Here is a 24230-nt window from a genome sequence, read left to right on the forward strand (position 1 = left end):
CATCCATCAACCAGGAGGTGCACCGTGTCCCAGTCGGATCCCGCCGAGAGTTCACGCGAGCTGAGCCGGAGAGGATTCCTCGGTCTGGCCGCCGCCGGGCTGTCCGCGACGGCCCTGTCCGCCTGCACCGGGCCGTCGACCTCCACCGACAACGGCGGCGGCGACGCCGCGAAGCTGGACTTCACCGGCGTCAAGCCGGCCGGGGAGATCACCTTCTGGTCGTCGAACCCGGGGGCGTCTCAGGAGGTCACCCAGCAGATCATCGACGCCTTCCACGCCAGCCAGTCCGACATCAAGGTGCAGCTGGTGACGGCCGGGTCCAACTACGAGGACATCGCGCAGAAGTTCCAGGCGGCCCAGGCCGGCGGCAAACTGCCCGACCTCGTCGTCCTGTCGGACGTGTGGTGGTTCCGCTACTACCTCCAGGACTCGATCATCCCGCTCGACACGCTGTTCACCGCGCTCGACTGGGACACCAGCGACTACCGCGACCAGCTGCTCACCGACTACAAGTACGGCGGATCCATCTGGGCCGTTCCGTGGGCCCGATCGACGCCGCTGTTCTACTGGAACAAGGCGCACTGGCAGGCAGCCGGTCTACCCGACCGTGCCCCGAAGACCTGGGACGAGTTCGCGGAGTGGGCGCCGAAACTGAAGTCGGCCAACGCGGGTACGCAGAACGCGTTCCAGCTCCCGGCGCTCGCCGGGTACGCGGGCTGGAGCTTCCAGAACGTGCTGTGGGGCCGGGGCGGCAGCTGGTCGGCCAAGGACAGTTTCGACATCACCTGCGACAAGCCCGAAGCCGTCGCCGCGTTGCAGTTCCTCGCCGACGCGGTCTACAAGAACAAGTGGTCCGGCGTGGCCGGCAAGGACTCGACCAACGACCTGTCGGCCGGTGCGGTCAGCGCGACCGTCGGTTCGACCGGCAGCCTCGTCGGCATCCTCAAGGTCGCCAAGTTCGACGTCGGAGCGGGGTTCCTGCCCGGCGGCCCGGCGGCCACGAGCCCGGTCTGCCCGACGGGCGGAGCCGGCGTCGGCATCCCCAAGAAGATCAAGCCCGAGAACCAGCTCGCCGCCGCCACGTTCATCAAGTTCCTGACCACGCCCGAGAACACCCTGAAGTTCGCCCAGGCCACCGGATACATGCCGGTACGCAAGTCGGCCGACCCGTCGTCGCTGATCGCCAAGGCTCCGCAGGCGAAGGTGGCGATCGATCAGCTGGCCGTCACGCGTAACCAGGACTGGGCCCGGGTGTTCCTCCCCGGTGCCGATCAGGAGATGGCCAACGCCTGCGCGGCGATCCTGACCAAGAACGGTGACGTGCAGAGCGAGTTGAGCAACCTCAAGGCCAAGCTCGAGGGGATCTACAGCTCGCAGGTGAAGCCGCACCTGCGGTGATCGTCGGCCCCGTCGGGTGGTTGCTGCCACGGCCGCCCGACGGACGCCGGTCGCCCCCGTGATCTAGGCTGCGGGCCGTGGGCTTCCGCATCCGCAAGACCTTCCAAGTGCTGCCGGGCGTACGCATGACGCTGTCCAAGAGCGGCATCGGCTACTCCGTCGGCGTACGCGGCGCGCGGCTGACGAGGACGGCACGGGGCCAGGTCGTCGGCACGATCGGCATACCCGGGACGGGGTTGTCCTACGTCAAGACGTTGCGCGGTTCGGCCAAACAGGCCCGCAAGCCGGCCAAGTCCACGGCACCGGTGCAGGCCGAAGCCCCGGAGGTGGAGGGCATCCCCGCGCCGCCGCAGCCGGCCCTGTTCGCGCCGCGGGCCGAGAAGCGGCTGTACCGGGCGCTGATCAGCGATCCGGATCCGGCGGCGATCGCCGAGATCGGGGCCGACTATCCGGAGTGGGAACCGCTGTGCGCGGCGCTCGACGGTCTGCTCGCGTACCGGGATCAGGACTTCGACCGTGCGGAGGAATCGCTGGCGGTGGCGTTCGACTCCGGTCGCGATGCGGCCCGTCATCCGTTCATCCGACGGTACGCGCCGTACGCGAGCGTGGAGCTGGAACTGGCTCCAGGCGTCGAGGTGATGCTGCCGATCAGCCGGGAAGCCGTCGGGTTGACCCTGGCCGAGCTGTACCAGTACAGCGACCGGCTCGGGCTGGCGATCGAGACCGTCGAGCAGCTCGAACCGACGTTCTCGGCGGCGGTCTCGCTCGCCGAGCTCTACAGCGAGGCCGGGCACCACGACGAGGTCGTCGAGATGACCAACGGGCTCGCCCCGGAAAGCGACGGCCACGCACTGCTCATGGTGTTGCGCGGGCGGGCTTTGAAGGAGCTCGACTACTTCGAGGCCGCGCGTGAGGTGCTCAAACAGGTGGTGGCGAAGCGTACCGTCGACGTCGAGATCCGGCATCGGGCGTTGCTGGAACGGGCCAACACCTACCTGGCCGAGCGGAAGATCGCGTACGCCCGCAAAGACCTGCAGCGAATCCTCGCCGAAGACGCGACCTACCCGGGGCTTGCCGAAGCGTTGAAGGAGCTGGACGCGGCGAGTTAGCCGCGCGGCCGGAAGATGCCCATCCGGTCGCTGCCCTCCTGGATGACGCCGTAGGAGTTCTCCGGCACCGCGTTCCAGGCCCCTTCGAGCGCGCCGAACGGTTCCGAGACGATCAGCCGCGACTCGTCCGAGGCCTGCTGCAACCAGCCGTGGTCGGGATACAGCTCGCGCAATGCGCGGACGTCCGTGCTGAAGAACAACGACCGCGAGTGGCGGGCCGTCGAGTAGCGGAACGCCCAGATCCGCTCGCCGTCGGAGGTGGCGACGGTCATCTGCAGAGCATCTGGTACGCCGTGCGCGGCGGCGGTGGCCTCGACGAGCCCGGCCATCCGGGCGACCGCGGTGGGCGGGTCGTCGGCGAGACCGAACGTCAACGCGAGGAAGAACATCAGCTCGGAGTCGGTCGAACCCTCGATCGCCGGATAGAGCTCCGGGTCGACGGCCAGGACGAGGTCGCGCTTCAGTTTCGCGAACTGGGCGATGGAGCCGTTGTGCATCCACATCCACTTGCCGTGGCGGAACGGATGACAGTTGCTCTCCTGGACGGGGGTGCCGGTCGACGCCCGGATGTGCGCCAAGATGATCGGCGATTCGATGTGCGACGCGAGGTTGCGCAGGTTGCGGTTGTTCCAGGCCGGGTCGACGCTGTGGAACACGGTCGGCTCGCGCCCGCTGTACCAGCCGACGCCGAAACCGTCGCCGTTGGTCGTCTCGACGCCCAGCTTCGAGTGGAGGCTCTGGTCGATCAGCGAATGGCTGGGCTTGTAGATCAGCTCGTCCAGCCGGATCGGCGAGCCGTAATAGGCGAGCCAGCGGCACATGTCCTCACGATGATCCGCCCGGCCGGGTGGCGGCCTCACCCGTTGCGGGTGATCCGACCGTGACATCGGGGGTTCCCGCGGGCTGGTGACGCAGCGCGGGCGGAGCAGTAAGATCACCCTTCTGAAAGCGCTTTCCAAGCGGCTGACCACACACGTCGAGGAGTCACATTGGGTCGCGACCGGACGCCACCGTCCGTGGTACTCGTGGGTGCGCACGGGCACGGGCGGGGGCACTTGGAACAGCTCGCCGCGCGGACGGCCACCGGCCGGGTCCGGCTCGCCGGGGTCGCCGACGTACGCCCGCTGGACGACCAGCAGCGCAGCCTCGCGGGCGACTGCCGCTTCGACACCGACGCCGGCCGGCTCATCACCGAGGTCCGACCGGACGTCGTGGTCATCTCGACGCCGATGCACACGCATTCCCAGCTGGCCCTGACGGCCTTCGCCGCCGGAGCCCACGTGCTCCTGGAGAAGCCGCCGACGCCGACGATGGCCGAGTTCGACACGCTGGCCGCGGCGCAGAAGGCGGCCGGAGTCGCCTGTCAGGTGGGCTTTCAAGCCTTCGGCTCCGGGGCGTACGCCGAACTGGCGAACCTGATCGCCGCCGGGGCCCTCGGCGAGGTACGCCGCATCGGCATGATCGGCGCCTGGACGCGTACCGAGTCGTACTACACCCGGGCGGCCTGGGCCGGTCGGCGTACGCTCGACGGGGTCCCCGTCATGGACGGGGCGCTGACCAATCCGTTCGCCCACGGGGTGGCGATGGCGTTGCGGCTCGACGGCTCGTCCGGCGCGGACTCGGTGGACGCGGTCGAGGTGGACACCTATCGCGCGCACCCGATCGAAGCCGACGACACCGCCAGTGCACGAATGACGACCGCGAGCGGGACGCCGGTCACCGCCGCGGTGACCGTGTGCGCCGAAACCTCACGCGAGCCGGTGATCGAAGTGGTCGGCTCGGCCGGGCGGGCCGAGCTCTGGTACACCGAGGATCGGCTGCGCACGGCGGACGGCGAACGTCGCTTCGACCGGGCCGATCTGCTGGACAACCTGCTGGACCACGTCGCCGACGGGGTGCCGCTGTTCGCGCCGCTGGCCGAGACGAGGTCGTTCATGCAGATGGTGGAGGCGATCCGGCTGGGCCCGGCCGCCACGCCCATCGACGCCCGGTTCCAGCGGCTGGACGGCCACCGGGTGATCGTGCCCGGCGTCGACGACGTCGTACGCCAGGCGGCCGACAACGGCGCGCTGTTCTGCGAACTGCCCGTCGCGTGGGCCACGGGCAAGCCGTTCCGGTGGAGTGAGGGCGACGACAATGCCGTCGGCTGACCGCGTCCGATTCGCCGTCGTCGGAGTGGAACACCCGCACGCGGCCAACCTGGCCTCGGGGCTGCTCGCCGCGGGCGCGGAGTGCGCCGGGTTCCACAACCGGGCGGGGGAGAGCGACGGCGCGGTCGCCCGGGCGTTCGCGGCGGCCTTCCCGCAAGTGACCGAAGTGGACGATCCGCGCCGGCTGCTCGACGATCCCTCGATCTCGCTGATCGTGACGGCCGACGTGCCGGACCGGCGAGCCGCGGTCGCAGTGGCGGCGCTGCACTCCGGCAAGGACGTGCTCGCCGCCAAGCCCGGCTGTGTCAGCCTGGACGAGCTGGCCGCGATCCGGCAGGCGGTCGCCGACACCGGCCGGTTCTGGTGGGTGTGCTTCTCCGAGCGCCTGCACGTACGCTCGGTCGTCCGGGCGTCGCAGGTGGTCGCCGAGGGCCGGATCGGGCGGGTCGTGCAGACCATCGGACTCGGCCCGCATCGGCTGTCGGCCCCCACCCGGCCGGAGTGGTTCTTCGACCAGGCGCGGGGTGGCGGCATCCTGACCGATCTCGCCTCGCATCAAGTAGACCAGTTCCTGCATTTCACCGGCTCGACTCAGGCCGAGGTCGTCGCGAGCACCGTCGCCAACCACGCGAATCCCGGTCGGCCCCGCTTCGCCGACTTCGGCGAGCTGCTGCTCCGGGGCGACGCCGGGCACGGGTACGCCCGCGTCGACTGGTACACCCCCGACGGTCTGCCGACGTGGGGCGATGGCCGGCTGACCGTGCTGGGAACGGACGGCTACCTGGAGATCCGCAAGTACGTCGACGTGGCCGGCGTACCAGGTGGGGACCATCTGTTCGTCGTCGACGGGGCGCAGACTGAGCGTGTCGACTGCACCGACGTCGAGCTGCCGTTCTATCCCGACCTCGTCCGCGACATCACCGACCGCACCGAACGCGCGATGACGCAGTCGCACTCGTTCCTCGCGACGGAGCTGGCCATCCGGGCCGACCTGCTCGCAACCCGGGCCGGGCACCTGGCGTAGCGGCATTTTGTGTAGCGGTTAACGGCGGGCGCGTGTGCCGCTCACTGTGGATTGGCGTACGACGAGCTGCGGCTGGAAGACGACGTGCCGGTGGCCGTGTCGGGCGGGATCTTCGGCTTCTTCGAGCAGCAGTTCGGCGGCGGTGCGGCCGAGCTGCTCGCGCGGTTGCCGGACGGAGGTCAGCGGCACGGCCGCCGCCGCGGCGAAGTCGATGTCGTCGTAGCCGACCAGCGCCATGTCCTCCGGTACGCGGAGCCCACCGGCGGTCAGCCCTTGCAGCACACCGAGCGCGAGCAAGTCGTTCGCACAGAAGATGGCGGTCGGCCGGGTGGCGGCCGGTTGGACGCAGATGCGTTCGGCGGCGTCCCGTCCGGCGGTCACCGACAGCGAGCGCGTCTCGACCACCTGAAGACTCGTTCCCGGGTACGCCTCGAGAGCGGCGGCCGCCCCGGCATGCCGGTCTTCGACCTGCCGGATCGACGCCGGCCCGCCGACGAAGGCGATCCGGCGGTGCCCCTCGTCGGCGAGGTGCTGCGCGGCCAGCTGACCGCCGAGCACGTCGTCCACCGCGACCGAGCACCGATTCGGCTGCCCCGTACCGCGGTCGACCAGCACCACCGGAATGCCCCGGTCGATCAGTCGCTCGAGGCGTTCGTGGCGGGCGTCGTCCACCGGCGTGATCAGCAGCCCGCGTACGCGTTGCTCTTCGAGCATGTCGAGATGGCGTTCCTCCCGAGCTCGGTCTTCGCCGCTGTTGCAGACGATGAGCATGCCGTCCGCGTCCTCGACGGCTCCCTCCGCACCTCGGACGACGTCGGTGAAGAACGGGTTCGACACGTCGAGGACCACGATCGCGACGGTGCGGCTCTGCCCGGCCCGCAGATGGCGAGCCGAGTCGTTGCGGACGTAGCCGAGCTGGCTGATCGCGTCGAGTACGCGTTTGCGAGTCTGCGGAGCCACCGCTTCCGGCCGGTTCAGGACGTTGCTGACCGTCCCCAGCGACACGCCCGCCAGCCGGGCGACCTCCTTGATGCTCGCAGCAGCCATCTTCCCCTCGCTGAATCTTGAAGTGGTGGTTGAAACGTCTCACCCTTTCCGGTGGCTCGTCAACCAGCCATTCAGTGGTCGGCCGCCACCGAAGCGGGTCGATCATGAGGTTGGGGGCGGTGACACGCCGACGATCGGGACCATGGGTTCATGATCAACGCGAAGAAGTTCGGCGGGGAACCTCTTGACGCGCTGGGGATCGCTCTCTACCGTTCATGTCAGCCGATGGTGAAACGTTTCATGCGTTGGCGCGGCGCGGCGTGCCATCGGCTCACCCCCTCCGGCCCAACCCACCCCAGGAGGCCCCGCGTGCGCCGGATCTGTTTCACCCTTCAGGTCAAGCCCGATCGGCTGGAGGAGTACCGGCGCCGCCATGCCCAGGTGTGGCCGGAGATGCTGGCCGCCTTGCGCGACACCGGCTGGCACGACTACAGCCTGTTCCTCCGGGAGGACGGCCTGCTGGTGGGCTACCTGCTCACCGACGACTTCGAGGCCGCGCTGGCCGCGATGGACGCGACCGAGGTCAACGCGCGCTGGCAGGCGCAGATGGCCGAGTTCTTCGACTCGGGCCGGCCGGACCAGCACATGCGCGTGCTCACCGAGGTGTTCAACCTCGACGATCAACTGAGTGACGATCAACTGGGAGACTTGCGATGAGCGACGGTGTGCCGATCAGGGCGGCGTTGGGTGGGCAGCGGATCGAGACCGCGTCGTGGGCGTACGGGAACTCGGGAACCCGGTTCAAGGTGTTCGCGCAGGAAGGTGTGCCGCGCGACCCGTACGAGAAGATCGCCGACGCCGCGACGGTGCACCGGTTCACCGGCGTCGCTCCTTCGGTGGCGTTGCACATCCCGTGGGACAAGGTGGACGACTACGCCGACCTGGCCCGGCATGCCGAGAATCTCGGCGTACGCCTCGGCACGATCAACGCCAACGTCTTCCAGGACGACGACTACAAGCTCGGCAGCGTCACCAACCCCGATCCCGGCGTACGCCGGAAGGCGATCGCGCATCTGATCGAGTGCGTCGACATCATGGACGCGACCGGGTCGCGCGACCTCAAACTGTGGTTCTCCGACGGAACCAACTATCCCGGCCAGGACGATGTGCGTACCCGTCAAGGAAGACTGGCCGACGCGTTGGCCGAGACCTATGCGCGGTTGGGTGACCAGCAGCGGATGCTGGTGGAGTACAAGCTGTTCGAGCCCGCGTTCTACATGACCGACGTGCCCGACTGGGGGACCGCCTACCTGCACTGTGTCGCGCTGGGTGACCGGGCGCAGGTCGTGATCGACACCGGGCACCACGCGCCGGGCACGAACATCGAGTTCATCGTGGCGATGCTGCTGCGCGCGGGCAAGCTCGGCGGCTTCGACTTCAACTCGCGCTTCTACGCCGACGACGACCTGATGGTGGGCAGCGCGGACCCGTTCCAGCTCTTCCGGATCATGCACGAGATCGTGCTGGCGGACGAACTCGACAAGGGCATCGCGTTCATGCTCGACCAGTGCCACAACCTGGAACCGAAGATCCAGGCGGTGATCCGGTCGGTGATGAACGTGCAGGAGGCGACAGCGAAGGCGCTGCTGGTCGACCACGACACGCTCGCCAAGGCGCAGGAGTCCGGTGACGTGCTGGAGGCGAACGCGGTGCTGATGGACGCCTACAACACCGACGTACGCCCGCTGCTGCGCGAACTGCGCGAGGACATGGGCCTCGATCCCGACCCGATCGGCGCTTACAAGCGGTCCGGCTACTTCGAGAAGGTCAAGGCCGAGCGGGTCGGCGGCACCCAGGCTGGTTGGGGCGCGTGATGAGCGGGAAAGACCTGATCGCCCGGTCGCGCCGGCTCGGAGCCGATCCCCGCAACACGAACTACGCGGGCGGCAACACGTCGGCGAAGGGCACCGCGGTCGACCCGGTCACCGGGACGCCGGTGGATCTGTTGTGGGTCAAGGGTTCCGGCGGCGACCTCGGTACGCTGACCGAAGCCGGCCTGGCGGTGCTGCGGCTGGACCGGCTGCGTGCGCTCACCGCCGTCTACTCGGGCGTGGACCGCGAGGACGAGATGGTCGCGCTGTTCGACTACTGCCTGCACGGCCGGGGCGGAGCCGCGCCGAGCATCGACACCGCGATGCACGGCCTGGTCGACGCCGAGCACGTCGACCACCTGCACCCCGACGCCGGGATCGCGCTGGCCACGGCGGCCGACGGCGAGGCGCTGACCAAGGAGTGCTTCGGCGACCGGGTCGTCTGGGTGCCGTGGCGGCGTCCGGGCTTCCAGCTCGGCCTCGACATCGCCGCGATCAAGGAGGCGTACCCGCAGGCCATCGGCTGCATCCTCGGCGGCCACGGGATCACCGCCTGGGGGTCCACAAGCGACGAATGCGAGCAACGGTCGCTGGAGATCATCCGGACCGCGCAGGCGTTCATCGACGAGCGCGGCCGGTCCGAGCCGTTCGGCCCGATCACGACCGAGCCGCTGCCGGAAGCCGACCGCCGCGACCGGGCAGCCACGCTCGCGCCGATCATCCGTGGCCTGGCCTCGACGGACCGTCCGCAGGTCGGCCATTTCACCGACGACCCGGCCGTCCTGGACTTCCTCAGCCGCGCGAAGCATCCGCTGCTGGCCGCGCTCGGCACCTCCTGCCCCGACCACTTCCTGCGGACCAAGGTCCGGCCGATGGTGCTCGACCTGCCGCCGACCGCCCCACTGGACGAGGTCGTGACGCGGCTACGCGAACTGCACGCCGAGTACCGCGTCGAATACGCGGCCTACTACGAGCGGCACGCCGATCCCGACTCACCGCCGATGCGCGGCGCGGACCCGGCGATCGTGCTGGTCCCGGGCGTGGGCCTGTTCAGCTTCGGCCGCGACAAGCAGACCGCGCGGGTCGCCGCCGAGTTCTACGTCAACGCGATCAACGTGATGCGGGGCGCCGAGGCGATCTCCAGCTACCAGCCGATCGCCGAGTCGGAGAAGTTCCGCATCGAGTACTGGGCGCTCGAAGAGGCCAAGCTCGCCCGCATGCCCAAGCCCAAACCTCTGGCCACGCGGGTCGCGTTCGTCACCGGCGGCGGCTCGGGCATCGGCAAGGCCATCGCGCTGCGGCTCGCGGCCGAGGGCGCGTGCGTGGTGATCGCCGACCGCGACGCCGAGGCGGCGGCGCAGGTCGCGGCTTCCCTGGGCCCAGACGTGGCGCTCGCGGTCACGGTCGACGTCACCGACGAGCAACTGGTACGCACAGCGCTGCGCCAGGCGTCCGTCGCCTTCGGCGGGGTGGACCTCGTCGTCAACAACGCCGGCCTGTCGATCAGCAAGTCGTTGCTGGACACCACCCTGGCCGACTGGGACGTGCAGCACGACGTCATGGCCCGGGGCTCGTTCCTGGTCGCCCGGGAGGCCGCCCGGATCATGATCGAGCAGGGGATGGGTGGCGACCTCGTCTACATCGCCAGCAAGAACTCCGTGTTCGCCGGGCCGAACAACGTCGCGTACGGGGCGGCTAAGGCCGACCAGGCGCATCAAGTGCGGCTGCTCGCCGCCGAACTCGGTTCCTTCGGGATCCGGGTCAACGGCGTCAACCCCGACGGCGTCGTCCGGGGCTCGGGGATCTTCGCCTCGGGCTGGGGCGCGCAACGCGCGGCGGTGTACGGCGTACCGGAGGAGAAGCTGGGGGAGTTCTACGCCCAGCGGACCCTGCTCAAGCGGGAGGTGCTGCCCGAGCACGTCGCCAACGCCGTGTTCGTGCTCGCCTCGGCCGAGCTGTCGCATACCACCGGACTGCATGTGCCCGTCGACGCCGGGGTCGCCGCGGCGTTCCTCCGATGAGGGATCAGCTCACCGTCGCGGCGGTCGATCTCGGCGCGTCCAGCGGCCGGGTGATGACCGCTCAGGTCGGCGGCGGCACGCTGCGGCTGTCCGAGGCGGCCCGGTTCCCGAACGAACCGGTCCGGGCCGGCGGCACCCTGCACTGGGACGTCCTGCGGCTCTACCAGGGCATCCTGGACGGGCTGCGAGCGGCCGGACCGGTCGACTCGATCGGCGTGGACTCGTGGGCGGTCGACTACGGACTGCTCGACGACGATGGCCGGCTGCTGGGCAACCCGGTCCACTACCGGGACGCGCGTACCGACGGAGTCGTGGAGCACGTGCTCAAGCAGGTGCCCGCCGAGCAGTTGTACGCGACCACGGGCCTGCAACTCCAGCCGTTCAACACGATCTTCCAACTCGCCGCCGCCCGGGGAACCGCACAGCTCGCGGCGGCGAAGACGCTGCTGCTGATACCGGATCTGATCGGATACTGGCTGACCGGCCAGATCGGGGCGGAGCGGACGAACGCTTCCACCACGCAGCTGCTCGACGTCCACACCGGACAGTGGGCCGACGTGGGGGCGGCGCTCGGACTGCCGCGCTCGATCCTGCCGCCGTTACGCGACCCCGGTACGCCGATCGGCGTACTGGGGCCGGAGATCGGGCTCGGCCCGGTTCCGGTGACGGCGGTCGGATCGCACGACACCGCCTCCGCCCTCGTCGGCGTACCGGCTTCGGGGGAGCGGTTCGCGTACATCTCGTGCGGGACCTGGTCGCTCGTCGGGGTGGAGCTGGCTGCGCCGGTCCTCACCGACGACAGCCGCCGGGCCAACTTCACCAACGAAGCCGGCGTCGACGGCACCATCCGTTATCTGCGCAACGTCATGGGACTCTGGCTCCTGCAGGAGTGCCTGCGGGATTGGGGCGATCCCGATCTCGGCGAGCTGCTGCGGCAGGCGGGCGGCGTACCGGGGTTGCGGGCGGTGGTGGACGCCGGGGACGCCGTGTTCCTGCCACCCGGGGACATGACCGGCCGGATTCGGGCTGAGTGCGTACGCCGCGGCCAGCGGGCGCCCGAGGGCCCGGCCGAGGTGGTGCGCTGCATCCTGGACAGTCTCGCGCTGGCCCACCGAGCTGCCGTCCACGACGCCCAACGGCTTTCCGGTCAGGCCGTCGACGTCGTGCACATCGTCGGCGGCGGCGCGCGCAACGAGTTGTTGTGTCAGCTGACCGCCGATGCCTGCGGGCTGCCCGTCCTCGCCGGTCCGGTCGAGGCGACCGCGCTGGGCAACGTGCTGATCCAGGCCCGCGCGGTCAGCGGCGAGCCGCTGAGCCTGACCGAGCTGCGCACCCTGGTGCGGACGACCCAGTCCGTACGCCGCTACGAACCGCAGGGCGGCGAAGCTCGCTGGCGCGAGGCGGCCGCCCGGCTCTGAACTGTCGCACGCCCCTGAGTTCCGGAGGCGAAACATGGTGTACCACAACGCGTTGAGCTCTCCCGCCGACCTCGCGGGCTTCCGGCTGGAGGGCGACGGCGCGCTGTCGTTCCCACGCGGGCGGCTGCGGCTGGAGAGCCTGCGCCCGCCCGAAGACGGCCAGGACGCCAACATAGTCCTGTGGTGCCCGGCGGACTTCGGTCCCGACATCCGGGTGGAGTGGGACTTCTGGCCGATCCACGAGCCCGGGCTCTGCATCCTGTTCTTCCATGCCCGGGGACGCCAAGGCGAGGACCTGTTCGACCTCAAGCCCCGGACCGGCCCCTACGACCAGTACCACCACGGCGACCTGGACGCGTACCACGTCTCCTACTACCGCCGGATGTGGCCGTCCGAGCGCCGGCTGCACACCTGTAATCTGCGGAAGAGCTACGGCTTCCACCTGGTGGCGCAGGGGCCGGACCCGTTGCCGGCGGCGCTGGACGCCCAAGGCCCGTACGCCATGCGCCTCACTGTCCGCAGTGGCGAGGTGACGTTCGAGGTCGCCGACCTGGTCTCGTTCCGCTGGCGGGACGAGAATCCGCTGGTCGGCGGGAAGATCGGCTTCCGCCAGATGGCCCCCATGATCGGCGAGTATGCCAACCTCCGGGTCACGGATCTCTAACCCTTCTGTGGCGGGGCTCTGAGCATCCAATATGGACGTTGACATTGAGACGATTCAAAGCTAACGTCACGCTACCTTTTCCCCCGTAACCTCCTCGTCACAAGGCAGGTGGCCGGTGCAGCGACATGTTCCTCCGCACGGTCTCGCCCCATCCGATCGGTGGCGGCGATGACCACCTCTGCCTGGTCGGTCCGGCTTTACGAAGCCACCGACGAACTGCTCTGGTCGATCAAGCTCACCCTGATCTGGCTCCTGTTCACGCTGATCGGCGGCGTGGTGCTGGGAGCCGGGCCGGCGACGCTCGCGGCGTACACGGTGGCTCGTCGGCACGCTCGAAATGAATCGTTTCATATCTGGCCGGCCTTCACGGCGGCCTACCGCCGCGACTTCGGCCGCGGTCAGCTGACCGTCCTCCCGCTCGCCGGGGCGGCCTTGTTGCTGGTCACGAACTACCACTACTTCGCCGCCATGGGGCCGGGCGGTTCGCCGGCCCGGGTCGCCACCGGGGTCGCCCTCGTGCTGCTCCTCGTGGTGGCGGCGTACCTGCTGCCCATGCTCGTCCACTACGACCTGCGGCCCTTCGCGTACCTGCCGAAGGCGTCGCTGTTCGCCCTCACCCGTCCGGGCGCGTCGGCGTTGCTGCTGCTCGTCCTCTCGGCCCTGGCCTTCGCCGTCCAGCTGTTCCCCCTCCTGGCGGTCGCGGCGATCGGCGGGTGGATCCAGCTCGACACCTGGCTCTGTCTTCGCTTCTTCGCGGAGAACGAGGCGCGTCTTCAATCGAAAGGACTTTCATGACGAAACCGACTCTGCGGCGCCGGCTTCTCGCGGCCGCGCTCGGGCTGACGAGCGTCCTGGGTGTCGCCGCCTGCGGCGACGAACCGGAGCAGTCGTCGCTCGACACGATCACCATGATGACCCGGCTCTTCGGCACCGCCCCGGATTCGAACGGGGAGCTGCAGAAGGCCGTGGAGAAGCTGATCGGCAAGAAGCTCGACATCTCGTGGGTGCCGAACGCGGACTACACCGACAAGACCAACGTGGTGCTCGCGTCGAACAAGATCCCCGACGTGATGGCCGTGGACGAGAAGTCCCCGACGTTCGTGAAGGCCGCCGAGGCCGGCGCGTTCTGGGACCTGACCGGCAAGCTCGACAAGTATCCGAACCTGAAGGCCACGGACAAGCAGGTCGAGCGCAACTCCTCGGTCAACGGCAAGGTGTACGGCATCTACCGGATCCGCCCGCTGCTGCGGTCGGCCGTCGTCATCCGCAAGGACTGGCTGGCGAAGGTCGGGCTGACCGAGCCGCAGTCGGTCGACGACCTCTACAAGATCGCCAAGGCGTTCACCGAGCAGGACCCGGACGGCAACGGCAAGAAGGACACCTACGGCCTCATCATCCCGAAGTGGCCCGGAAACTACGCGAGCTCCAGCCCGTACGACGTGCTCGAGACGTGGTTCGGGGCCCCGAACGGCTGGGGCGAGCGCAACGGCAAACTCGTGCCGGGCTTCGACACGGAGGAGTTCATCCAGGCCAACCGGGAGCTGCGTAAGTGGATCAGCGAGGGCCTGGTCAACAAGGACTTCGCTACGCTCGACAGCGCCAACTGGAACGACCCGTTCGTCCAGGGCAAGGGCGGCATCATCATCGACGTCAACGTCCGGGCGAACCAGCTGATCGACCTGTTCAAGCAGAAGACCCCGAACGACTTCGACAAGGTCACCATGGTCGGCAACCTGAAGCGGTCGGACGGCCAGAAGTTCTCCTCCCCGTTCACCGGCTACAACAACGTGCTCGCGATCTCCAAGCAGCACGTGCGCACCGAGAAGCAGCTCGACGAACTGCTCACCGTGCTGGACAAGCTGGAGTCCAAGGAAGGCTCCGCCCTGCTCAGCAACGGCATCGAGGGCCGGAACTACAAGGTCGAGAACGGCAAGGCGGTTCCGATCAACCAGACCGACCCCCAGGTGAAGATCATCCAGAACGACGTGGACAAGGCGTTCATCCAGCTCGGCACCCGGGCGAGCGTCGGCATCGGCCAGTACGCCCCGGCGTACACCGACGAGGTTTCGCAGAAGCTCTACGACCTGCGCGCCACCCTGATGAACGAGGACCTCAAGACGGCGGTCCACAACCCGGCGCTGGCGGTCATCTCGCCGACGCTGGTGCAGAAGGGCGCGACGCTGAACCTCATCATCCCGGACGCCCGGATCAAGTTCCTGTCCGGTCAGATCACCGAGGAACAGCTGCGGGCCGAGGTGAAGCGCTGGTACGACAGCGGCGGCACGCAGGTCGCCCAGGAAACCAACGACCTGGTGTCGAAGCTCAAGTGACGGTCTCGGAGGGTCCGGCGCGTCAGCCGGGCCCTCCCCACCCCTCGATGGGAGGCCGCCGTGGCCACCGACCTCGTCCCCGGTGTGACGCCGGAGACCCCGAAGACCAGCCCACCGCCGCCGGACAGCGCGCGACGGCGGCAGCGGGCTCGCACCATCGCGTCCGCACTGCGGCATCGCTGGCTCTACGTCATGCTGCTGCCCGGCGTGGCGTACTTCCTGGTCTTCAAGTACTGGCCGATGTACGGCCTGCACATCGCGTTCAAGGAATACCTGCCGTTCCTCGGCTACTCGGGCAGTCCCTGGGTCGGCTTCCAGCAGTTCGAGACGTTGTTCTCCGGGCCGGACTTCGACCGGCTCATGCTCAACACGCTGATCCTGGCGCTGCTGACGATCGTCTTCGTCTTCCCCGCGCCGATCGTGGTCGCGCTGCTTCTCAACGAGCTGCGTACGGTGTTCGTCAAGCGCTCGATCCAGTCGCTGATCTACATCCCGCACTTCTTGTCGTGGGCCATCGTGGCCTCGCTGACGTACCTGCTGTTCTCGGTGGACTTCGGGGTGCTCGCCGGGTTCATCCACAGCATCGTCGGCGGGGAGCAGACCGACTACGTGGCGCAGGAAAGCTGGTTCCGCCCGATCATCGTCCTGCAGCTGCTGTGGAAGCAGACCGGCTGGGGCACGATCATCTACCTCGCCGCCCTGGCGGGCGTGGACACCCAGCTCTACGAGGCGGCCCGGGTCGACGGCGCGGGCCGGTGGCGGCAGCTCTGGCACATCACCCTGCCCGCCATCCGGCCGGCGATCGTCGTGATGGCCATCCTGACCTCCGGCCACCTGCTGGACTCCGGATTCGAGCAGATCTGGCTCATGACGACGTCGCTCAACCGGTCGGTGTCCGAGGTGTTCGACACGTACGTCTACTACATCGGCATCACGCAGGGCGCATACAGCTATTCCACGGCCGTCGGGCTGTTCAAGGGCGTGATCGGCGTACTGCTGATCGCGGGCTCGAACTGGCTGGCCAAACGACTCGGCCAGCGCGGCCTGTACTGAGGGGACGCCGATCATGGCAATCGACAACGTCGCCGGTCCGGCGGCCCAGCGACGCCGCGCGCGGCAGCACGAATCGGTCGGCAGCCGCGTCTTCGACGTCCTCAACGTCGTCATCCTGACGGCGTTGGCGGCCGTGACCGTCCTGCCGATGCTCTACGTGCTGGCCGGGTCGTTCGCCACCGAGGCGGAGATCGACTCGCGCCCGTTCTTCCTGTGGCCGCAGCACTTCGCCACGGACGCCTACGACTACATCTTCACCGGTGGGACGTTCGTACGCGCTCTGCTGACGACGATCTGCGTCACCGCGGTGGGCACCGTCATCCAGGTCGGGCTGACCCTGACGATGGCGTACCCGCTGTCGAAGCGGTTCCTCCCGGGCCGGACGCTGGCCATCAACCTGGTCGTCTTCACGCTCGTCTTCAGCGGCGGCATGATCCCGACCTACCTCGTCGTCCGGGACCTCGGCCTGCTCGACAGCTACTGGGCGCTCATACTGCCGCTCGCGATCAACCCGTTCTACCTGCTGATCGTCAAGAGCTTCTTCCAGGAGCTCCCGGAGGCGCTGGAAGAGGCGGCCCGGATCGACGGCTGCAACGAGCTCGGGGTGTTCTGGCGCATCGTCCTGCCGTTGTCCAAACCGGTCATCGCCACGTTCTCGCTCTTCTACGCGGTCGCCATCTGGAACGACTACATGTCGCCGCTGCTCTACATCGAAGACGAGCACAAGTGGACGCTCCAGGTCCTGGTCCGCCAGCTCACCGCGCCCAACGCGGACTCGGAGAACGCGCTCAACGCGTTGGAAGGCGCGTTCTTCCCGCAGCAGGGCGTGAAGTTCGCGATCATCGTGCTCGCGACGCTGCCGATCCTGCTGGTGTATCCGTTCCTGCAGAAGCACTTCGCCAAGGGCGTGCTGATCGGCTCGGTCAAAGAATGAGCGGTCCGACGACGGTGTCGTGGTTGGACGGTCCCCGTCGGCACGGCGCCACCTGGGGAGTGCCCTGGCCACGGGGCACGGTCGCGGCGGACAGCCGGTTCGCGCTGGCCGACGGCACTCCGGTGCAGAGCTGGGTCACGGCGACGTGGCCCGACGGCTCGGTCAAGTGGTCGGCCCACGCCCTTTCCCCAGCCGGTCCGCCGCTTTCGGCGTACCAGTTGATTCCCGGACGCGAACCGAGCGTGCCCCCGGAGCCGGTCTCCGTGCGGGATTCGGAGGGGGAGGTGCGGGTCGCGACCGGGCCGGTGACCTGGACGTTGCGCGCGCCGTGGGTGATCGCGGCGATCGAGCACGACGGGCGTCCGATCGTGCGCGAGGTGCGGCCGGTGAGCCTGCGGCAGCACGAGCCCGACGAGGGCGGCAGCCGCGAGCGCGTGCCGGGCACCGGCGTGGTCGAGCAGGTCACGGTGGAGCAGGACGGGCCGGTGCGGGCGGTCGTGCGGCTCGACGGACGGCACGGTGACTGGCTGCCGTTCAGCATCCGGCTCTACTTCTATGCCGGGCAGAGCGACGTCCGGATGGTGCACACGTTCGTGTGGGACGGTGATCCGGAGCGGGACTTCCTTGCCGGCCTGGGCCTGAGCGTGGAGGTCGTCCTGCGCGACCCGCCGCACGATCGCCACGTGCGGTTCGCCGGGCCCGAAGGCTTTCTCACCGAGGCGGTTCGCGGGCTCACCGGGCTGCGCCGCGATCCCGGCGAGAGCGCGCGGCAGGCGCAGATCGCCGGGCGTGCGGTGACCGAGATCGAGCCCGGCGTTGCGGAGTTGCTGGACCTCGTCCCGGTCTGGAACGACTACACGCTGGACCAGACCAGCGCCGACGGATTCCTGCTGCGCAAACGGACCGCGCCCGGGCATGCCTGGGTCACGATTCCGGCCGGGACCCGTTCGGACGGGTACGCCTATGTCGGCGGTGTGAGCGGCGGGCTGGGCTTCGGCCTGCGCGACTTCTGGAAGCTGCATCCGACGCGGCTGGACGTGCGCGGCGCGGCGGGTGACGTCGCGACGGCGACGGTGTGGCTGTGGTCGCCGAGCGCGCCCGCGATGGACCTGCGGTACTGGCACGACGGTCTCGGCCAGGACACGCATGCCGAGCAGCTGCGTGGCCTGGAGATCACCTACGAGGACTACGAGCCCGGATTCGGTACGCCGCATGGCATTGCGCGTACGCACGAGCTCAGGTTGCGGGTGTATCCGGCGACTCCGTCGCATGAGGAACTGGCCGACGAGGTGGCCGAGCTGAACGCGCCCGGACTGCTGGTCGCCGACCCGGCGCGGTTGCGCGCGGCGAACGTCTTCGGCAGCTGGGCGTTGCCCGATCCCCGGCACTCCGACATCGAGGACCGGCTGGACTTCCTCTTCCGGCACTACGCCGATCAGCAGGAACAACGGCGCTGGTACGGGTTCTGGGACTACGGCGACGTCATGCACACCTACGACGCCGACCGGCACACCTGGCGCTACGACGTCGGCGGGTACGCCTGGGACAACTCGGAACTGTCGCCCGACCTGTGGCTGTGGTACCAGTTTCTGCGTACCGGGCGGGCGGAGATCTTTCGGTTCGCCGAGGCGATGACTCGCCACACCGGCGAGGTCGACGTCTACCACCTGGGCCGCTGGCGCGGGCTCGGCACCCGGCACAACGTGCAGCACTGGGGGTGCAGCTGCAAGCAGCTGCGCATCTCCAACGCGGCCTACCGGCGGTTCTACTACTACCTGACCGCCGACGAGCGTACGGGTGACCTGCTCGACGAGCTGACCGACGCCGAGGCGACCTTCCTCGCGATCGATCCCATCCGCAAGATCCGAGCCGACGCGTACGCCCCCGACCCGCGCGCGGTCTCCATCGGGCTCGGCACCGACTGGGGCGCGCTCGCCGCCGCCTGGCTGACCCGGTGGGAGCGGCACGGCGACGCCCAGGCCCGGGATCGGCTGCTCGGCACGATGGCCGGCATCGGTGCGCTGCCGCACGGCTTCCTCACCGGGGAAGCCCTCTTCGACCTGGTCACCGGCGATCTCCGGGCGGCCCGGCCGGGGATCTCGGTCTCGCATCTGTCGGCCGTCTTCGGGCTGCCCGAGATCATCGCCGAACTGCTGGACCTCGACCTCGGGGTGCCCGAGTTCGAAGACGCCTGGCTGGCGTACTGCCGGCTCTATCTCGCCTCGCCGGAACAGCAGGCCGCCGCCGTCGGCGCGCCGCTGACCGGCGTCTCCCTCGTCCAGGCGCACAGCCGCCTGGCCGCGTACGCCGCCGCCCGCACGGGCGACGCCGAGTTGGCCGCCCTCGCCTGGCGCAAGTTCAGCCTCGACGAAGGCGACCAGCTCAACACCAACCCACTGCAACGGCAAGCGCAGTGGCAGACCACCCGGATCACCGGCCCGCAAGTGCTCATGCCCGTCACGGAGGCGTCCTTCGTGAGCACCAACGACGCCGCCCAGTACGGGCTCGCCGCAATCCAGTTGCTCGCGCTCGCCGCGGACAAACGCCCAACTGCATTCGGAGGTCCCGACCCGTGGAGCCGATCAAACGACGTACCGTCCTAGCCGGTCTCGCCGGCGTACCGCTGACGACGATGCTGCCCGATCTCGGGCCGCTCGCCGGCCTCACCCCGACCGCCGCGTACGCCGCGGCGCCGATCCCCGACGTGAAGCTGACCTGGCTCGAAGGCGCGCCAGGCAGCTCCGCCACCACCACCTGGGGTACGCCGTGGCCCCGCGGAACCGTCCCCGGCGACCAGTCCTTCCAGCTCACCGCCCCGGACGGCAGCGCGGTGCCGGTGCAGAGCTGGCCGTTGGCGTACTGGCCGGACGGGACGCTCAAGTGGAGCGCGCACGCGACCGCCGTGGCGAACCCGGCCGCCTCCTACACCCTGGCCGCGGGCGCTTCGGCGAACCCGGCAACCGCCGTGAAAGTCACCGATCAGCAGAGTTACCTCGACGTCGACACCGGCGTCATCCGGGCACGCATCCGCAAGAGCGGCCGCGAACTCATCAGCCAGATCTGGCGTGGTGACGTCGAGATCGCTCGCAAGGGCGTACTGGTCAACCTGCGCCAGGACCACATCGAGGAGGACGAGGAGAAAGCCGTTCCAAGGGAGCGCTTCGAGAGTGCGATCAGTTCGGTGACGGTCGAGCAGTCCGGCCCGGTCCGGGCGGTCGTCCGGATCGAGGGCACGCATTCGAACGAACGCGGGAAGTCGTGGCTGCCGTTCACCGTCCGGCTGTACTTCTACGCCGGCGCGGAGAACGTCCGCATGATGCACACCTTCGTCTACGACCGCGACGGCAGCCACGACTACATCGCCGGACTCGGCGTACGCTTCCGGGTCCCGATGCGGGACGCGGCGTACGACCGGCATGTGCGCTTCGTCGGCGACGGCCACGGCATGCTCACCGAGGCGGTCAAGGGCATCACCGGCCTCCGCCGCGATCCCAGCGCCTCGGTACGCGCAGCCCAGGTCGCCGGAGCGAAACTGGCTGATCCGTCCACTTGGGACCAGCGGGTCACGACGCGGCTTCAGTACGTCCCCGAGTGGGGCGACTACACGCTGAGTCAGCTGTCCGCCGACGGGTTCACGCTCAAGAAGCGGACCAAGAAGGGCTACGGCTGGATCGGCGTCGACCAAGGACGCCGCGCCTCCGGCGTGGCCTACGTCGGCGGCGTGAGCGGCGGCTTCGCCTTCGGCCTGCGCGACTTCTGGCAGCGGCACCCCACGCAGCTCGACATCCGGCAGGCCCACACCGACGAAGCCGAGGTCACCGTCTGGCTGTGGTCACCCCAGGCCGAACCGATGGACATGCGGTTCTACCACGACGGCATGGGCCAGGACACCTATCCCGAGCAGCTCGAAGGCCTCAACATCACCTATGAGGACTACGAGCCCGGCTTCGGCACGCCGTACGGCATCGCGCGTACCAGTGAGCTGACCTTCTGGGCGCTGGCGGCGACTCCGTCGGCCGACCGGCTCGCCGACATCGCGGATCAAGTGCGTACGCCGCCGCAGCTGATCAACCCCGTCGCACACCTCGTCGACAGCAAGGTCTTCGGCGGGCTGTTCGCGCCGGTCGACCGCACCCACCCGGTCAAGGCGGTCATCGAAGACCACCTGGACTTCCTGTTCGGCTTCTACCAGCGTCAGGTCGAGCAGCGGCACTGGTACGGCTTCTGGGACTACGGCGACATCATGCACACCTTCGACGAGGACCGCCTGGTCTGGCGGTACGACGTCGGCGGGTATGCCTGGGACAACTCCGAGCTCTCCCCGGACCTGTGGCTCTGGTACGCCTTCCTCCGCTCCGGCCGCGCCGACATCTACCGGTTCGCCGAGGCGATGACCCGGCACACCGGCGAGGTCGACGTCTACCACCTGGGCAAGTGGGCCGGTCTCGGCACCCGGCACGGGGTGCAGCACTGGGCCGACAGCGCCAAACAGCAGCGCATCAGCACGGCGGTGTACCGGCGCGTCTTCTACTTCCTCACCGCCGACGAGCGTACGGGTGATCTCCTGTCGTCCCTGGTCGACTCGGATCGCACGTTCCTCGTGCTCGACCCGCTTCGCAAGATCCGCACCGAGCCGTACACGCCGGACCCGCACGCGCTGTCCATCGGGCTCGGCACCGACTGGAGTGGACTCGCCGCCGCCTGGCTGACCGAATGGGAACGCAACGGGCCCAAGGCCGACATCGCGAAGGCGAAGCTCACCGCGACCATGGAGACGATCGCGGCGATGCCGAACGGCTTCGTCACCGGCAGCGGCCTCTACGATCTCGACACCGGCCGGTTCGCCCCGGTGGCCGACAAGACCGTCAGCGTCTCCCACCTGAGCGCGATGTTCGGCCAGGTGGAGATCTGCGCCGAGGTCATCGCGCTGCTGGACGTCGCCGGGTTTGAGAACGCCTGGCTCCAGTACTGCCGGCTGTTCAACGCGTCCAAGACCGAACAGGCTGCCGAGTGCGGGGCCAACTTCGGCAACCTGATCCTCAAGCAGGGGCATGCCCGGCTGACCGCGTACGCGGCCGTCCGGCTCAACCGCGACGACCTGGCCGCTCGTGCCTGGAAGGAGTTCTACACCGGCGACGGCTACGGTCCCGCACTGCCCTGGACGAGCACTAAGGTGACATCCACCCTGAATCCGAGCGAGGCCGCCACCTGGGTGTCGACCAACACGACTGCGCTTTACGGGTTGGCCGCCATCCAGAACCTGGCCCTGATCGGCGACAAGATCGTCGCCCCCTAGCCCCCGCGCCTCTCGCGTTGATCATGAACCCAGGGTCCGGCTGGACCGGCGTGTCGTCACTGGAAACTCCATGATCAACGCGATGGGCGGTGCGCATGGTGGATTGCGGGCGGCCTCCGGTTGACAGGCAACGTCAAGTGCCCGTGATCTGCGCTCGGAGGCCGATTTTCAAGGTCAAGTTCCCAAGGCATGCGCTCAAGGGCCGCTTCGGCGCAGATCCAGGGAACTTGACCTTGAAAATGGGGTCGGAATCGCATACCGGAGGCATTGGATCTTGTGACGAGCCGGTGGGGCTCAGATCATGAGGTCGTGAAGGCGACGTCCAAAATGGAGTCGAGGACGAGGTAGCCGCCGAGGCCGACAACGGCGATCGGCGCGATCGCGGCCAACCCGAGCAGCCGCTCCCGGCCCGAGCGGCCCAAGGCCAGGGGAACCACGTCGACGGCAGTTCGGCGACTATGGCTCTGCGGATCGGCTGGCGGCGGCCGACTTCTTCGTCGTCTTAGTCTCCTGTGTGGATGTTTCGCCTGAGGTAGCGCGATCGCCCGGGATAGGTACACAATGTCCGACGTCCCTCGACATCGGAGCGAATTAATGCGTTGGAAGAACACCCTCGTCGTCCTCGCCGCCACCCTCGCTGCCACGGCCTGCGCCACCCTGATGATCCCCGGGCAGGCGTCCGCGCACACGTCCGTCGTCAGCGGCTCCGCGCCGTGCGACCAGGCCGGCAAGCGCACTGTGACCTGGACCATCAAGAACAACTGGCACAGCGAGGAAACGGTGAAGAACCTCTCGCTGAGCCCCAAGCCGCTGGGCGGGGCCGAACCCGGCCTGCCGACCACCATCAAGGAGAACGGCAGCTACACGTTCTCGTATGAGGTCCCGGCGGACGTCTCCAAGATCTCGATCTCGTTCACCGCGACCTGGCCCGACCGGTATCAGGAGGACGTCAAGGGATCGATCGACAAGGTCCCCGCCTGCCCGAGCCCGAGTCCGACGCCCAGCCCGGTACGCAGTAGCGCGACCCCGGTGCCGCCGAGCCCCACGCCCAGCAAGCCGACGCTGCCCACCACTGGTGTGGCGATGCCGCTGCTGTTGGGCGGTGCGCTCGTGCTTATCAGTGGGGGCGTGCTGTTCGCCCTGATCGGCCGTCGCCGCCGCCTGCAGGAGTCGTAGTCCGGGCGGCGCTATCCCGGGATGACGCGCCATCCCGGGATAGCGGGCCGGCTCGCGCGCCTGGGGAAGCATCATTCCGGGATGGCGGGCTGGGCCCGCGCGCGCCGGGAAGCGCATCCCGGGATAACGCGGTTATTCGTGCGCGGATAACGACGTTGTCCCGGGATAACGCGCTAAACCCCGTGCGCCAGACCCGTGTGCCAGCCCCCGCGCGCCAGCCCCCGCGCGCCAGCCCCCGCGCGCCTGACCCCGCGCGCCGGACCCGCGCGCTAAACCCCGCGCGCCGCGCCGGCAGCGGAGGCGTTGAATAACGCGTTGCCCGGTTCGTAGCTCACTGCCATGATCGGCTCGTGGATCTTGATCAAGAACTCTTCGACGCCGCGGTCGCGCAGCTGGAGCGCCGTTGGCCGGCCGACGAGCCCGGTGGCGCAGCGGCGATGTATCTGGACGACGGCCGGATCGTCACGAGCGTCGGGCTCGACAACGTCAACGGGGGAGTGACGCTGTGCGGTGAGACCGGCGCGATCTGTCAGGCGTACACGTTGGATCGGCGGGTCACCGCGTCCGTCTACGTATACCGCGAGGTCGGTGGCGAGCCGAAGGTGCTCGCGCCGTGCGGCATCTGTCAGGAGCGGCTGGCCATGTGGGGACCGGATGTCCAGGTCGCCGTCCCCGATCCCGACGCACCGGCGGGATGGTCGGTCCACACCCTGGCCGAGGTGCATCCGTACTACTGGGCGAAGGCGTTCGCGGACGGTCAATGGCCGCCGACCAGCCTGCACACCGCACCCTGACGGGA

Annotated in this window: 20 protein-coding genes; 17 read left to right on the forward strand and 3 right to left on the reverse strand. The window is 68.9% G+C overall.

What is annotated here, in order from left to right; all coding sequences use genetic code 11:
• The first annotated feature begins 24 nt into the window (after window positions 1–24).
• Both HOV77_RS07445 and HOV77_RS07450 read left to right on the forward strand, forming a co-directional pair.
• Complete coding sequence (locus HOV77_RS07445) at window positions 25–1398, forward strand: ABC transporter substrate-binding protein (RefSeq protein WP_290859399.1); 1374 nt, start codon at window positions 25–27, stop codon at window positions 1396–1398.
• 77 nt (window positions 1399–1475) lie between these two features.
• On the forward strand, window positions 1476–2507 hold the full coding sequence (locus tag HOV77_RS07450) for a DUF4236 domain-containing protein (protein WP_290859402.1): 1032 nt from the start codon (window positions 1476–1478) through the stop codon (window positions 2505–2507).
• Here the strand turns inward: HOV77_RS07450 and HOV77_RS07455 are convergent.
• A complete protein-coding gene (locus tag HOV77_RS07455) occupies window positions 2504–3328 on the reverse strand; it encodes a class II glutamine amidotransferase (protein ID WP_290859404.1) in 825 nt (274 codons plus the stop codon). The genes HOV77_RS07450 and HOV77_RS07455 overlap by 4 nt on opposite strands.
• Window positions 3329–3496: 168 nt before the next feature.
• Between HOV77_RS07455 and HOV77_RS07460 the strand changes: the two genes are divergently transcribed.
• Together HOV77_RS07460 and HOV77_RS07465 are read left to right on the forward strand one after the other, a co-directional pair.
• Window positions 3497–4657 (forward strand): Gfo/Idh/MocA family oxidoreductase, encoded by a 1161-nt coding sequence (locus HOV77_RS07460; protein WP_290859406.1) that lies wholly within the window; start codon window positions 3497–3499, stop codon window positions 4655–4657.
• Window positions 4644–5681 (forward strand): Gfo/Idh/MocA family oxidoreductase, encoded by a 1038-nt coding sequence (locus tag HOV77_RS07465; protein WP_290859408.1) that lies wholly within the window; start codon window positions 4644–4646, stop codon window positions 5679–5681. Before HOV77_RS07460 ends, HOV77_RS07465 begins: the two co-directional genes overlap by 14 nt.
• Before the next feature lie 18 nt (window positions 5682–5699).
• Here HOV77_RS07465 and HOV77_RS07470 read toward each other — a convergent pair whose 3' ends face one another.
• Window positions 5700–6728, reverse strand: a complete 1029-nt coding sequence (locus HOV77_RS07470; RefSeq protein WP_290859410.1) for a LacI family DNA-binding transcriptional regulator — start codon at window positions 6726–6728, stop codon at window positions 5700–5702.
• A gap of 150 nt (window positions 6729–6878) precedes the next feature.
• On the opposite strand from HOV77_RS07470, the gene HOV77_RS07475 reads away from it, so the two are divergent.
• The 11 genes from HOV77_RS07475 to HOV77_RS07525 all read left to right on the forward strand — a co-directional run bounded on the left by HOV77_RS07475 (window position 6879) and on the right by HOV77_RS07525 (window position 22255).
• Window positions 6879–7385 carry an L-rhamnose mutarotase gene (locus tag HOV77_RS07475; protein WP_290859411.1) on the forward strand — a complete coding sequence of 169 codons (507 nt, stop codon included), beginning with the start codon at window positions 6879–6881 and terminating at the stop codon, window positions 7383–7385.
• Complete coding sequence (rhaI, locus tag HOV77_RS07480; RefSeq protein WP_290859412.1) at window positions 7382–8542, forward strand: L-rhamnose isomerase; 1161 nt, start codon at window positions 7382–7384, stop codon at window positions 8540–8542. The genes HOV77_RS07475 and rhaI overlap by 4 nt, the downstream gene beginning before the upstream one ends.
• Window positions 8542–10560: a bifunctional aldolase/short-chain dehydrogenase gene (locus tag HOV77_RS07485; protein WP_290859413.1), complete on the forward strand. Its 2019-nt coding sequence runs from the start codon at window positions 8542–8544 to the stop codon at window positions 10558–10560. Before rhaI ends, HOV77_RS07485 begins: the two co-directional genes overlap by 1 nt.
• The gene (locus tag HOV77_RS07490; protein WP_290859415.1) at window positions 10557–11978 is read left to right on the forward strand and encodes a rhamnulokinase family protein; all 1422 of its coding nucleotides are present in this window, start codon (window positions 10557–10559) and stop codon (window positions 11976–11978) included. Before HOV77_RS07485 ends, HOV77_RS07490 begins: the two co-directional genes overlap by 4 nt.
• Before the next feature lie 34 nt (window positions 11979–12012).
• Complete coding sequence (locus tag HOV77_RS07495; RefSeq protein ID WP_290859417.1) at window positions 12013–12642, forward strand: DUF1961 family protein; 630 nt, start codon at window positions 12013–12015, stop codon at window positions 12640–12642.
• A gap of 168 nt (window positions 12643–12810) precedes the next feature.
• The gene (locus tag HOV77_RS07500; protein WP_290859420.1) at window positions 12811–13437 is read left to right on the forward strand and encodes a DUF624 domain-containing protein; all 627 of its coding nucleotides are present in this window, start codon (window positions 12811–12813) and stop codon (window positions 13435–13437) included.
• Window positions 13434–14972, forward strand: coding sequence for an extracellular solute-binding protein (locus HOV77_RS07505; RefSeq protein WP_290859422.1), 1539 nt, complete (start codon window positions 13434–13436; stop codon window positions 14970–14972). The genes HOV77_RS07500 and HOV77_RS07505 overlap by 4 nt, the downstream gene beginning before the upstream one ends.
• Window positions 14973–15032: 60 nt before the next feature.
• Window positions 15033–16025, forward strand: a complete 993-nt coding sequence (locus tag HOV77_RS07510) for an ABC transporter permease subunit (protein ID WP_290859424.1) — start codon at window positions 15033–15035, stop codon at window positions 16023–16025.
• Between the two features lie 13 nt (window positions 16026–16038).
• Entirely contained in the window at window positions 16039–16959 is a 921-nt protein-coding gene (locus HOV77_RS07515) for a carbohydrate ABC transporter permease (RefSeq protein WP_290859427.1), read from the forward strand.
• Window positions 16956–19562 (forward strand): hypothetical protein, encoded by a 2607-nt coding sequence (locus tag HOV77_RS07520; RefSeq protein WP_290859429.1) that lies wholly within the window; start codon window positions 16956–16958, stop codon window positions 19560–19562. Before HOV77_RS07515 ends, HOV77_RS07520 begins: the two co-directional genes overlap by 4 nt.
• Complete coding sequence (locus HOV77_RS07525; RefSeq protein WP_290859431.1) at window positions 19532–22255, forward strand: hypothetical protein; 2724 nt, start codon at window positions 19532–19534, stop codon at window positions 22253–22255. Before HOV77_RS07520 ends, HOV77_RS07525 begins: the two co-directional genes overlap by 31 nt.
• A 299-nt stretch (window positions 22256–22554) precedes the next feature.
• On the opposite strand, the gene HOV77_RS07530 is transcribed toward HOV77_RS07525, so the two are convergent.
• Entirely contained in the window at window positions 22555–22692 is a 138-nt protein-coding gene (locus HOV77_RS07530) for a hypothetical protein (protein ID WP_290859434.1), read from the reverse strand.
• A 157-nt stretch (window positions 22693–22849) separates the two neighbouring features.
• Between HOV77_RS07530 and HOV77_RS07535 the strand changes: the two genes are divergently transcribed.
• Window positions 22850–23431 (forward strand): hypothetical protein, encoded by a 582-nt coding sequence (locus HOV77_RS07535; protein ID WP_290859436.1) that lies wholly within the window; start codon window positions 22850–22852, stop codon window positions 23429–23431.
• Window positions 23432–23781: 350 nt separating this feature from the next.
• Window positions 23782–24225: a cytidine deaminase gene (locus HOV77_RS07540; protein ID WP_290859438.1), complete on the forward strand. Its 444-nt coding sequence runs from the start codon at window positions 23782–23784 to the stop codon at window positions 24223–24225.
• The last annotated feature ends 5 nt before the right edge of the window (window positions 24226–24230 follow it).

The sequence above is a fragment of the Hamadaea sp. genome, assembly GCF_013362815.1.
Taxonomy (GTDB): Bacteria; Actinomycetota; Actinomycetes; order Mycobacteriales; family Micromonosporaceae; genus Hamadaea.